Source organism: Clostridium sp. CM027, from assembly GCF_024730565.1.
Lineage (GTDB): Bacteria > Bacillota > Clostridia > Clostridiales > Clostridiaceae > Clostridium_AD > Clostridium_AD estertheticum_B.
Genome location: NZ_CP077725.1, coordinates 1,316,822 through 1,329,366, shown reverse-complemented (window position 1 = coordinate 1,329,366; position 12,545 = coordinate 1,316,822). Strand labels below are relative to the sequence as shown.

Sequence of the window (12,545 nt, the reverse complement as noted above, 5' to 3'; positions counted from 1 at the left end):
ATATTTCAATTAGAATTGTGGGGTAGTTTTAGATTAACATATACAACAAATAAAGTATATCCAAGAAGTAACGATTACCAAACAATATATCTTAAAAATATAATTACAAGAGATAATATAAAAGTTGGAGATTATACAATATATAATGATTATTATAATGATCCAAGGGATTTTGAAAAAAATAATGTATTATATCAGTATCCTGTAAACAATGATAAATTAATAATTGGGAAATTTTGTTCAATTGCATGTAAAGCGAAGTTTCTCATGACAAGTGGAAATCACACAATGAAATCACTATCTACTTATACATTTCCAATATTTTATGAGGAATGGGGCTTAGACGTCGGCCATATAACAAATGCTTGGGATAATAAGGGGGATATTGTAATTGGAAATGATGTGTGGATAGGTTATGACGCTATAATTATGGCAGGTGTGAAAATTGGAGATGGTGCAATTATTGGAACTAGGGCAGTAGTTACCAAGGATGTTCCGCCATATACTATTGTTGGAGGAGTACCCTCTAAAGTTATAAAGAAAAGGTATGATGATGACATAATTTCTAAATTGCTTAAAATTAAGTGGTGGAATTGGACATATGAAAAAATCCAAGCAAATATTAAATATATTCAATCAGGAAACATTGATAAGTTAAAGTGATAGTTTAAAAATATCAACTCATGTAAAAGTGAACAACTCAAGTAACCCCATATCATTAGATGTGGGGTTTAGTGTATTAAGGATGTACTAGTAATAATATTTATTGCGATTGCAACGATGTTAATGTCTTAAATGACGTGAAAGTGATCTTTCACGACTTTTATGTTTTTGAATTCCTAATAATATACTATTTAATTTATCATATAATTAACAAAACCAATTTTAATTTATATATATAATTAGGTAAAAATAGTATAATTAGCTAAACATCTATGTCATAATCGTAGATTATTGCGTCTTAGATAATAAAATAATAATTAATCATATGGGAGGTACAATGGGAAAAGTGAGAGGTAGCTGGAGTCAAAAACAATGGAGTAAAAAACAAACAGATGAAAAAGTGCTGTCTGTACTTAGCAATATTTGTTCTATAAGCATAATAATATTTGTATGTACGCAGATTTTAGGTGTTTGGAAAATTGAAACAGGTGTATTTGTTCCATTGTTGGGTGTGTCAATGTTAATTCAAGCCATTCAGTATTGGAAGAAAAATAAAGAGGTTGCTAAAAGTCATTTATTGGCTGCGATACTTGCTTTAGTGTTTTCAATTTTTGAATTTATAATAAAATAAACTCAAATTTGTAAAATGGATTGGATTAGCGAAAGTAACACAATAGTAATTGTGTTACTTTCACTTTGGCTGGATACCATGCATATCAAAATGGATCTTCATTAGAATTACTTATGGATATATTTAACCATTCTTCAAAAGCACAGACTTTAAGATACATTAAGACTTATAATTAATGTATTATTACTGTATCATTACAAATATGAATTAAATTTAATTATTAGGGGGTAATTTCATGAACATTGTGTACAGACAAACTGAACTTTACAAATTCTTAAAACATTGCCAGGATATTTCCTTAGAAAAAACGGTGTTAGATTGTGGAGCAGGAGGAAACTGCCCACCCCTAGGACTTTTTCATGAATTTGGATATGAGACCTATGGAATAGAACTAGATGATACCCAAGTCCAAAAATCCAAAGAATTTGAACTACTTCACGAAATGATACTAAATATCGCCAAAGGTGATATGAGACACCTACCCTTCGAAGATAATTCAATTTCCTTTGTATATTCCTATAATTCAATCTTTCATATGAAAAAACAAGATATAGCCCTTGCAGTCAATGAAATTAAAAGAGTACTTAAACCTAATGGCTTATGCTTCATTAATTTTCTTTCACTGAATAACTTTGGATTTGAAAAGGGTGAAAAAGCTGGTGAAAATGAATTCCTTGAAGATGAAGATGGTGAAAAAGTCCTTCATTCATATTTTGATATAAATGAAGGTGACCAATATTTTAGTGATATGAATATACTATTGAAAGAGAATAGAACCTTGGAAAGAATATATGAAGGCAAAATGATAACTCAGGGATATATTGATTATATAGTAAAAAAATAAAAAAGTTTATATCCCATTAAAAACAAAAATATTGTTTAGGATATTTAGAAATCTTATGAGTAGCTATTCGGATGGTCATCAAGATAAAGAATATTGCAGAGAAAAGGGTTGGTTATAAGGAAAAAGACATTGGTAAGATTAGGATCAAAATCTTGTTTGCAGATAAGTCTCATTATTCTTATATTGTTCATCAACTTTAAAAGGCATTGCTGCTTTTTTTCTATATAATCTACTAATATACCTTTTTGGCGGGATAGGCAAAAACACCCTAATACTTTTAAAAGTTTTGGAAGTGCAGTCAATAATAAAGGACTGAAATTAACAGTTCCATCAGTAGGCAGTACATTTAAAATAGGTGATGCGACTGTTACTATATTAGCACCTAATGGAACAGGATATGAAGATCCAAATGATTACTCTATAGTTGCAAAAGTCACTTTCGGAAATACGTCCTTTTTATTAACCGGAGATGCAGAAGCTGAATCAGAAAGTCAAATGTTATCAAAAGGGTTAGATTTATCGGCAACAGTACTTAAAATAGGTCACCATGGAAGTAAATCTTCTACAGGACAAAGTTTTTTAGATAAGGTAAATCCTAAATATGGTGTTGTAAGTGTGGGCAAAGGAAATAGCTATGGACATCCTACACAATCAACTATGAACAGATTAAAAGCTAAAAATATACCAGTTTATAGAACTGATGAAGACGGCACGGTGGTTGCTACTTCTAACGGTACCAATGTAAGTTTTAATGTGTAACCAGGTAGTTATAATGGGGCCACTTCTACAAGTAGTTCATCATCTAGTAATACATCAACCAGCAAGGCAGTATCAACTCCTAATCCAACAGTTACAACAAGTCAAAATCAAAATACAACTGTGTATACTACTAAAACTGGAAGTAAGTATCATGTAGATGGATGTTCCTCCTTAAGTAAAAGTAAAATTTCAATAAGCTTAAGTGATGCAAAATCAAAAGGATTAACTCCATGCAGTAAATGTAATCCACCACAATAAGAGGAGGATATAATTTATGAAAATAATTATTGATAGATTTGAGGGGCTTTATGCAGTATGTGAAAAAGAAGATAGAACTATGATAGATATTAAAAGGATTACATTACCTTCTCAAGCTAAAGAAGGCGATGTACTAATTATCAATAATAATACGATTACTATTGATATAAATGAAACTGAAAAAAGACGTAAAGAAATCCAAAAATTAACTGAAGATTTATGGGAATAAAGAATGATTTTAATTTGGGGTTCTACGCCTAAAACCCCGAAATTTTTGAGTAAATTGCCCATCTGTACCAATCATCAGAATCTATTTTGCTTAATTCTTTTTTCACCCAGTTAACAGTTTTGTTTATATCATTATGACTGGTCCAAAACATATATTTTGCTACCTCAGGATCACTTTCCCAACACTCAAATACTTCCTGTGCATCTTCCATACAAAATGGCCGTAATATTAATCTATCCGTTTCTAATGTGGGTGTTTTCATACCTATATACCCCTTTCACTATGTTATATATGAATAATCTATAATTCGCAATTTCCTACAGTTGCGACTTAATCACTAGAAATATAATACCATTAAATACTATTTTTACAAACCAATACAGCCTATCTGTATACATTTCATAATTTAAATAGAAACTATAGTTTGATGTTAAAACGAATTGCTCTCCGTAAAGGTGTACCTTTTTAAACAGTATATAGAGCGTTCAATATATTTAGCTTTTGCATTTTTGAACGTTCATATTAAACAATTGATATTTTCAAACATATCCTGTATTATTTTAATAAATATTGTCTTAGAAAGAGGTTATTTATATGTAAAATATTGCATACATATGAGTTTCATCAATTGAACAGCATACAGATAGACAAGAAATAGCACTGTGTGAATTTAAAATTAATAGATATTTTATTGAAAAAGTTAGTGGCAAAGATGCTGAAAGAGCAGGGTATAAAAAAATGATGGAGTACGTTAGGGATGGTGATACTCTTTATATAGAAAGTATAAGTAGACTCGAAAGAAGCACTAAGGATTTACTTAATATTGTTGAACAACTAAAAATTAAAGGTGTAGAACTTGTTAGTCTTAAAGGGAATATCGATACAAAAACAATCATTCATTTTTTACTTCTTACATATACATTATATTGTCTTAATAAAATTAATAAAAGTAGAAAACATTATACTAAATTAATCTTTATGTTGGGTATTATAATAAATTATATGACATATAAGCATTCTCAATATCTTGGATATGATGGTTATTTTTTAGATATACTTCAGGGGGATCTCTTTATAGCTTATGGCCTGTATTTTAAATTTATTTATCTACCGCACTAGATTACTTTACTTGTAAAAAATACGGTAATCCTCAGCAAGATTAAAAACGCAATACTTTCAAAATCTGTCTTAACTTTATAAGTCATCTTCTTCAATAATAATCATAACAGAATATTGAGTTGAAAACATAAGACTGCCCCCATTTGAACTATATTGAATGTCATTAATTTTCACTTTATTATTTTTGATAAAATCATTTACCTCTGTTACTAAACAAAATTTATTGGTATTATTAAATATCCTTATTTGTTTCAAATTCGCCATCACCTTTCTATTTTATCAAACTTTAATTTGCCAGTTGGTAAGAACACATCTTCTTTTTGCGTTATTTTTATGACACGCATGATTCCTCTTACCACTCCAGCTACATAACCTACAAAAGTCCCTAAGCCAACTCCAATTAGGAGAATCATTTTAGGAGATAATTCAAAAAAAGAAGGAGTTCTTTCGCCGACCCAATATCCACTGATCACCCCTAATAAAACTATTGAACCAATTATTAATGAACGCTTAAAAACAGATTTAAGCATGATATCACTTATATTATTACCCATACTTATAATCACCTCCACTAAATTTAAAAGTCGTGCATCCATTGCATTAACAAATACATCAATTATTTCTTTGAAAGAGAGCTTCCTTTTCTCTAAAATATATAAAAACTCATCTTCATAACGTTCTCTCCACTTTTTAGGATATAGATGAATAACCCATTTCATATCATACCTAACCTCTTAAAACCTAAGTTTGTAACATTCTCCATCTCTCTCAATTTTCCTTGTAAATATTCTCTGCCTTCAGGAGTAATTTGATAAGGTTTTCTCCTATCTTTTGAGGGAACACTCTCAATGAACTTTAGTTTTTCAATACGACTAATAGCACCATATAATGTACCTGGTCCAATTTTAATATTGTATGAAATTTCGATATCTTCCATGATCGCATAACCATGTTTGTTACTCTCTGCTAAACTAATTAAAATAAATAATGTAGGTTCTGAAAACCGTTCAATTGAGCTCATTATTATTTGTTCATCTCCTATAACTTATTATGTTGCATGGTATATCACGTAACGTAATAGTAAACCACAAAAACCTATTTGTCAATATTAATATGTAGTAACCGTGTGATTACATTAATTTCTGCTCTGTTTAGTAATTAGATGGATATATAAATTACATTCAAATATATATCAAATTATATTGACATTATACGGAGAATTGTCTAAAATGTATTTAGATGATATTCTAAGTAATACTTAGATACAAATATGAAGAATGAGGGGATAAAATGAAGATAATTTTTGATAAAAGGCAAGGTGTATTACTTGATTTGTTTGATAGTATATCCTGGGTATTGAATGATTGCCACAGGGAAATGCATTCAAAGTTTGAAGCAGAGGTCAACAAAGATGTAGAAAGAGCCGTAAAAGCACTATCTAAGATAGTTAATAAAAATATTGAGCTTTTAGAGGTATATTTTAAAGAAGGGTCACCATTAAATTATCCAATAGGTAAGAACTCAGATATATGGGGCTGCTCTGATAAGGAGGAACTTATAAATTTTATAAGAAAGTTGAATGGTCAGCAAATTAAATATGAAGCGATTAAATCTATGGGAGAATTTAAGGAGGATGCTGCTTCTAAGGAAAAGATTAATGAGATACTGCAAAGTGATATCAAAATATTAGACTTAATAGAATCTTTAAAAGTGGATGATAACATGAAGTGGAAGCTACTAAAACTTATTAATAATAGTGACAAATGGGTAAGAGAATTTATGCAGTTTATTGAGGGATATATCTCTCAATATGAACAGACCATGGAGAAATATGAAAAATCAATACAAGTATTTAATAATTATGTTGAAGAAAATATAAATAACGACGGAATTAAATTTTTAGAGAAAATACTTGGAAACTTCAAGGATGTATTTTTAAAATTTGATGATTATGAGGAAATATACGTTAATACTATTTTTTTTAATTCAATAAGTTGTGCTTTTCATGAATCAGATAAAAAATTATATATGTTCTTGGGGAGGGATTTTGAAGCAACAACAAAACGATTAATTGGAGAAAATGAATTTGAAAAAAATATCAACATATTCAAAAATTTGTGTGATAAAACAAGGTTTAATATACTAAATTATCTTATGGATGGAGAAGTCTATAGTCAGGAAATAGCTAATAAATATGGGATTTCCATGGCCACAGTGTCATATCATATGAATTATTTGGCAAGTGTAAAATTAGTTAAATCTGAAAAAAGAGCGCAAAAGACTTATTATGTTGTTAATAAGGATACTTTAAGAGAGTCTATTGAGTTTTTGAAGAAAACATTTAAATTATAAATAGTTGGGGGGGGAATAAAATGAAGAGGTATTTTTTCAAATTTAAGGGTCTACTTTCTGTAAATATTTTTATGATTGCACTTACAGCAGTAGCAAATGTGTATCTTGCTTTTATATTAAAATCAATTGTTGATATAGGAACAAAGGGTACGGTGAGTGAATTAAAGACAGCTTTGGTATTTTCTCTATGTTATGTGGTAGCAACATTTGCTATAGGTTATACAAGAAAGTTTTTGGAAGCTTTGTATATTAAGAAAACGTTGGTATCATTAAAAAACGATGTATTTAGTAAAATACTTGGGCAAAATTTAAAAAGCTTTAATGAAGAAAATAGTGCGAAATATATTTCTTTGATTACAAATGATATTAATATTGTTGAGCAGGATTATTTTATAAACATTCTTCAGATTATTTATAACGCTATATCCTTTGGAATTGCTACTTTTGCTATAATAAAAATGAATGTTTATATTACAATTGGTGTTTTTGTTGTTGGGGCAGTTACTATTATAATTCCTATGGCGTTTGGAAAAAAATTAGGAAAAAGCAAAAATATATATTCTGATAACCTAGGTATATTTACAACAAAGGTTAAGGATATGTTTTCAGGATTTGAAGTGATAAAAAGTTTTAATATTGAGGACAAAATTCAAGATGAATATAAAATATCAAATTATAGGGTTGAAAATTCAAAATATAAGTATTTACTGCTTAGTGCTTTTGTTGATGGTTTATCTGAAATAGGTGGATTTTTAATGTTTTTTACAGCAATGGGACTGGGAACTTATTTTGTTATTAAGGGTGAGTTAACAGTGGGTGCAATGATTGCTACAGTTCAATTGATGAATAATATAGTTGGGCCGCTTGTTGCAGTGTCAACAAGATTAAACAAGGTTAAAGCAGTTAAATTAATCGGTGAGAAGCTAGTGAAATTTGTAGGTGAAAATCAAAATCGCGATAGTGGGATTGATAAGTTAAGTTTTGAAAGGGGAATAACCTTTGAAAATGTAAATTTCTGCTACAGTGAAGAACGGAAGGCGCTAGATCGTGTATCTTTGAATATTAAAAAAGGTAGTAAATATGCAATTGTTGGGGGAAGTGGAAGCGGTAAATCTACTATAATCAAATTGTTTTTAAGGTATTATGAGAATTTTGAGGGAGCTATAAAAATTGATGGAGTTGATAATAGAGAGATTAAAGTTAGTGATTTGTATAAGTTGATTACGGTAATACATCAAAATGTATTTATGTTTGATAATAGTATAGGAGAAAATATTGCGTTATTTAAGGAATATGGTGAGGGGGATATTAAAAGGGCGGTAAAGCTTTCAGGACTTGAAGAATTAGTAGGTAGACTTTCTGGTGGACTCGATAGTAATGTTGGTGAAAATGGTTGTAATCTATCAGGTGGAGAAAAGCAGAGGGTGGCTATTGCTAGGGCATTGATTAAAAACACTCCAATCCTTGTACTTGACGAAGCAACATCATCACTTGATAATGAGACAGCTTATAATATAGAAAAATCAATTTTAGGTATTAATGAATTGACGTGTATGGTAGTTACACACAAACTTGTTGATGAAGTACTCAGAATGTATGATGGGATAATAGTAGTCAACAATGGAAGGATAGAGGAGATAGGTAGTTTTGATGAATTAACACAGAAAAAAGGATACTTTTTTAGTCTTTATAATGTTACAAAGGAAGATGACAAGTGAAAGTATGTGGAGAAAGCGAATGCCAGTAGGACGAAAGTTCAGGAAAAAAGGTTATTGTCCAACAGCCACAAACGGCAGCAATGCCTTTTTTCTTTTTCATAAGAGTGATGATAAATAGGTATAGTACATAAGATAAATCTTTGTACTATAGCTATTTACCTGCACTTCTCATATATATAGGTAATAAATTACTCCCATTAAAACTGGTAGCATACCAATCCAGTTGGTTTTATTCCACCACTTTTTTTAATTCGTAATATGTCTTCCTGTTGCGATGTATAACTAATATTTGTATTCTAATATATTATAAGTCAAATCGTTCTTTTATCATCTTTGCAACCATTTCTGCTGGAAGAGTGGAATTATCGATTTTTATATAATTTTCAAATGGAATTTCGCCATCATTGCTGACACAACGATAGTTGTTGTCATCATTAATGAGTCTTTGGGTTGACATTTCAACATCTCTTTTTGTTGCTTTGTGCTTCAAACGATTTTCAGTAGCATTCCTTTGTAGTCTGATAGATTGAGGTGCAACAAGTTCCACATAATATATATCTGCACTATGTTTTTTAAAAATGTCACAGACATGTTCTACATAATTCCAATCGGATTGCTGGTCAAATGCCCACATATATGTGAAAATTAATCCGTAACAGTCAGAATTCGCAAATTCCTCAAAAATAACATCCCTCATTCGTGTTATTGCTTTTCCGTAAAAATATCCAAATGTCTCTATTACAGGTTCAATAAGTATATGATTATGGAATAACCGAAAATCCGTAATTTTGGCCAGCTCCTGTCCAACTGTCATTTTACCGACAGCAGTATCTCCAATTAAAAATACTAATTTCAAAACAACACCTCTTTTCTCAAATATAAATATTACTTCGCAATATTTTACGGTTGCAACATAAATATATGGTTAATTATCCTATTTTAACTTCGAACAATATATAAAATAAAAAGATTTTATATATTAGGGATCAAAAAAATAAAATGCCGTGAAACAAAAATTTAGGGTAGGGGGAAAGTACGTCTATTTTTAGAAGATAATCAAAAATAAGAAGGAATATAGATACAATTGTGAGAATTAAAGTTAATAATCTTAATGTTAAAGCTAATTTCAGAAAGAGGAGAAAGATTGAATCTCCATAGTAGCTAACGCGGCATCGTTCAATAGCTCGTTTCAGAAATTGAGCAATTTTCGTAGCTATCATCATTTAAGTATATACTTAAGGTGATAGCTTTTATCGCATAATTAACAAAATTGAGGTAAGTATTATCCAGTAATATGGGCAAACTAAAACTGGATGATAAACATGCCATAGGGAAATTACATATGTGGATACAAGAAGCTTTTCAATTTGATAATGAAGCGGTTAATTAAAAGATATTAAACCATGGAGGGGATAAAATGAGTTTTAAGATTATTGCAGACTATCATACTCATACTAATATTGCAAAGGGACATATTCCCTTATTTAATATTATTTTGGGAGAACATGCAAAAGGAAGTATTGAATCAAATGTTAAAGCTGGAATAAAAAGAGGATTAAAAGAAATTGCTATAACAGACCATGGTTATAAACATATTACCTTCGGGATGAAACTAAATCAATATGAAAAATTACGCAAATCAATTGATGATATTAATAAGAGTTCATTATTGAAGGAGAATGACTTTAAGATTCTTCTTGGCGTAGAATGTAATATTGTTACTAAAAAAGGTGATATAGATATTAAAGATGAAGTAATTGATTACCTGGATATAATTTGTGTGGGTTATCATCCTGGAGCAGTGCAAAATCCATTTTTATTGAGGAATTATACAGAAGCTGCGATTAATGCCATTAAAAAATATGAAATTGCAATATTAAATCATCCTTTAGAGCATGTTAATCCAGATATTATCGAAATTGGAAAGGTTGCTGTTGAAAGAAATACTGCTTTGGAAATTAACAGAAGTCATAAGAATATGGATATTGAAACAATAAAAAAGTTAAAGAATATGGGTGTTAAATTTTCATTGGGAAGTGATGCACACAAATCGGAGGATGTAGGGTATTTTGGTAAAGCTTATAATATTGCAGTTGAGGCAGGTCTTACAGATGATGATATTGTTAATGCTGATGGAAGTGCACATAGATCAATGAAATTATTAAGATATTAGTGTGGCTAGATTAAACTTTATTTCCATTCCGACAATTACTCTTAGAGTCTGTAAGAGCTACCTTTTTTTTCGTTGCAATATATTATATTTATTTTATGTATAAAGAATTGTAGAAACATTTAAGGCATTAGAGAAAGTGTGTTCAAAGAATGTTTAATATCAATGGTTAATATCAATGTTTAATGCATATACTACAATTATTAAAACAAAGCTAAAAATAAGAAATAAGGTGATTTAAATGATATACATATATAATTGTTATGGAGGAACCCACTCATCTATTTTAGCAATCGCTTATCACTTAAAAATGCTGGATGAAACCCGAGAACCGACTAAGGATGAAATATTGGAATTACCTAACTTTAATAAGTTAGTATATGGAAATCGTGGAGAACTTTTTTATTATGGAAGTGATGAGGATGGTAACAAAGTCTATGTTGTAGGTAGGGGACGTTCAAAGGTTTTAATTCCTGGATTATATAATTTAGCATCTATGCTTCATAAACAAAATCTATTAAATGAAAAAATTATATTTTCCAATACGTCACCAACTGTTCCATTACCAATGACCTTTGGTGGATTATTTTCTAGATGGCTAAAAATTGATTTTATAGGAGTGCCCTTGCTTGTAAAAGGAGCAAAACAATCATACCAGGACGTTATAAAACTTGTAAATCACACAAAGAAGGCAGCAAAGGAAGATAAGTCAGGGGTTATTATTTTAGATAATAAGGAATTTAAGAAAAAATGATTTTTAACTATTATACGGGTTACATCAACTAAAAGCTGATGTAACTTTTTATTTCAAAATGGGAAAGTAATTGATACTGAGTTTAATGCTTTTTGTAATATACTCGTTTATTCTATCTTCTGAAAGATTTTATCATTCAATTAACAACTGCGTATCAAATCTGTATTCAAGCATAACTATTCTCCTTTTTCGTTTTACCAATTCTGATTTATATTTTGGTTAATTATAATATATTTTTTAAATATCACACTATTTAATAAACAAAGAACATCTTTTATCAGTTGCTACGTAATACGGATCTTTCACGACATAATGTTTTTATGTAGGTTTATATATTAATTGCCTTTTCCTTGTATATTATAAATATATTCATGCTATAATTACTACTATATACAAATGGTTGGAAGAAGAATATGTTGATAATAATTCATTAAATAATACACATTCTGGAACCCCGCAAGGGCGGTTTGTCTAAAATATAGGATTAAGGATGTGTTAATATGAAAATCGAACATGTAGCTATATGGACTAAAGATATTGAAAAATTAAAGAAATTTTATGTGGATTATTTTGATGGCATTGCTGGTGATAAATATACTAATATAAAAAAACATTTCGAATCATATTTTATTAAATTTGAATCAGGTGCTAGACTTGAAATTATGCAGATGACGACAATTCCTTCCAATTTAAATGATGCTATTAGTCAATATATTGGCTTAATTCATATTGCTTTTTCTGTAGGGAGTGTCGAAAAGGTTAATAGACTTACTGATACATTAAGAAAATCAGGTTACATGGTAGTAAGTGAGCCACATTATACTGGAGATGGTTACTATGAGAGTTGCATTTTAGACCATGATGGAAATCGAATAGAGATAACAGAATAAGGCTGATATTTAACATTATTATGTTATTGTCCAACTACCACGAACGGTAATAATAGTATAATTAAATAAATGATTTGCGTCGCAACAGTATAAAAAGACGACGTAAAAATACTGTAAAATTCATTTGAATTTTACAGTATTTTTAAATATTATTCGGT

At 29.6% G+C, this 12,545-nt stretch carries 17 protein-coding genes; 12 read left to right on the top strand and 5 right to left on the bottom strand.

The genetic code is table 11. From position 1 onward, the window contains the following. The first annotated feature begins 15 nt into the window (after positions 1–15). The 6 genes from KTC92_RS06365 (at position 16) to KTC92_RS06340 (ending at position 3,384) form a co-directional block, all read left to right on the top strand. Positions 16–663, top strand: a complete 648-nt coding sequence (locus KTC92_RS06365) for a CatB-related O-acetyltransferase (protein WP_258280715.1) — start codon at positions 16–18, stop codon at positions 661–663. A gap of 337 nt (positions 664–1,000) precedes the next feature. Next, entirely contained in the window at positions 1,001–1,294 is a 294-nt protein-coding gene (locus KTC92_RS06360) for a hypothetical protein (protein ID WP_220287052.1), read from the top strand. Between the two features lie 235 nt (positions 1,295–1,529). Beyond that, the gene (locus KTC92_RS06355; protein ID WP_220287053.1) at positions 1,530–2,138 is read left to right on the top strand and encodes a class I SAM-dependent methyltransferase; all 609 of its coding nucleotides are present in this window, start codon (positions 1,530–1,532) and stop codon (positions 2,136–2,138) included. 237 nt (positions 2,139–2,375) lie between these two features. Continuing rightward, the gene (locus tag KTC92_RS18645; protein ID WP_369811897.1) at positions 2,376–2,897 is read left to right on the top strand and encodes a ComEC/Rec2 family competence protein; all 522 of its coding nucleotides are present in this window, start codon (positions 2,376–2,378) and stop codon (positions 2,895–2,897) included. A gap of 120 nt (positions 2,898–3,017) precedes the next feature. After that, complete coding sequence (locus KTC92_RS06345; RefSeq protein ID WP_220287055.1) at positions 3,018–3,155, top strand: hypothetical protein; 138 nt, start codon at positions 3,018–3,020, stop codon at positions 3,153–3,155. 16 nt (positions 3,156–3,171) lie between these two features. Continuing rightward, positions 3,172–3,384, top strand: a complete 213-nt coding sequence (locus KTC92_RS06340; protein WP_220287056.1) for a DUF3006 domain-containing protein — start codon at positions 3,172–3,174, stop codon at positions 3,382–3,384. Positions 3,385–3,412: 28 nt separating this feature from the next. Here KTC92_RS06340 and KTC92_RS06335 read toward each other — a convergent pair whose 3' ends face one another. Beyond that, entirely contained in the window at positions 3,413–3,646 is a 234-nt protein-coding gene (locus KTC92_RS06335) for a GNAT family N-acetyltransferase (protein WP_220287057.1), read from the bottom strand. A gap of 365 nt (positions 3,647–4,011) precedes the next feature. On the opposite strand from KTC92_RS06335, the gene KTC92_RS06330 reads away from it, so the two are divergent. Next, entirely contained in the window at positions 4,012–4,503 is a 492-nt protein-coding gene (locus KTC92_RS06330; RefSeq protein WP_220287107.1) for a recombinase family protein, read from the top strand. Positions 4,504–4,578: 75 nt separating this feature from the next. On the opposite strand, the gene KTC92_RS06325 is transcribed toward KTC92_RS06330, so the two are convergent. The 3 genes from KTC92_RS06325 to KTC92_RS06315 are packed head-to-tail and all read right to left on the bottom strand — an operon-like array spanning position 4,579 to position 5,524. Beyond that, positions 4,579–4,758: a hypothetical protein gene (locus tag KTC92_RS06325; RefSeq protein WP_165414627.1), complete on the bottom strand. Its 180-nt coding sequence runs from the start codon at positions 4,756–4,758 to the stop codon at positions 4,579–4,581. Positions 4,759–4,766: 8 nt separating this feature from the next. Further along, entirely contained in the window at positions 4,767–5,222 is a 456-nt protein-coding gene (locus KTC92_RS06320) for a hypothetical protein (protein ID WP_220287058.1), read from the bottom strand. Continuing rightward, the gene (locus tag KTC92_RS06315) at positions 5,219–5,524 is read right to left on the bottom strand and encodes a PadR family transcriptional regulator (RefSeq protein WP_165414625.1); all 306 of its coding nucleotides are present in this window, start codon (positions 5,522–5,524) and stop codon (positions 5,219–5,221) included. Before KTC92_RS06315 ends, KTC92_RS06320 begins: the two co-directional genes overlap by 4 nt. Before the next feature lie 269 nt (positions 5,525–5,793). Between KTC92_RS06315 and KTC92_RS06310 the strand changes: the two genes are divergently transcribed. Further along, a complete protein-coding gene (locus KTC92_RS06310) occupies positions 5,794–6,855 on the top strand; it encodes a helix-turn-helix transcriptional regulator (protein WP_220287059.1) in 1,062 nt (353 codons plus the stop codon). 20 nt (positions 6,856–6,875) lie between these two features. Next, complete coding sequence (locus KTC92_RS06305) at positions 6,876–8,573, top strand: ABC transporter ATP-binding protein (RefSeq protein ID WP_220287060.1); 1,698 nt, start codon at positions 6,876–6,878, stop codon at positions 8,571–8,573. 304 nt (positions 8,574–8,877) lie between these two features. Here the strand turns inward: KTC92_RS06305 and KTC92_RS06300 are convergent, their stop codons facing one another. Continuing rightward, positions 8,878–9,429: an AAA family ATPase gene (locus KTC92_RS06300; protein WP_220287061.1), complete on the bottom strand. Its 552-nt coding sequence runs from the start codon at positions 9,427–9,429 to the stop codon at positions 8,878–8,880. 561 nt (positions 9,430–9,990) lie between these two features. Here KTC92_RS06300 and KTC92_RS06295 point away from each other — a divergent pair. The 3 genes from KTC92_RS06295 to KTC92_RS06285 all read left to right on the top strand — a co-directional run bounded on the left by KTC92_RS06295 (position 9,991) and on the right by KTC92_RS06285 (position 12,387). Next, positions 9,991–10,746, top strand: a complete 756-nt coding sequence (locus KTC92_RS06295) for a PHP domain-containing protein (RefSeq protein WP_220287062.1) — start codon at positions 9,991–9,993, stop codon at positions 10,744–10,746. 238 nt (positions 10,747–10,984) lie between these two features. Continuing rightward, positions 10,985–11,497 (top strand): DUF3189 family protein, encoded by a 513-nt coding sequence (locus tag KTC92_RS06290; protein ID WP_216303632.1) that lies wholly within the window; start codon positions 10,985–10,987, stop codon positions 11,495–11,497. A gap of 500 nt (positions 11,498–11,997) precedes the next feature. Further along, positions 11,998–12,387: a VOC family protein gene (locus tag KTC92_RS06285; protein WP_220287063.1), complete on the top strand. Its 390-nt coding sequence runs from the start codon at positions 11,998–12,000 to the stop codon at positions 12,385–12,387. The last annotated feature ends 158 nt before the right edge of the window (positions 12,388–12,545 follow it).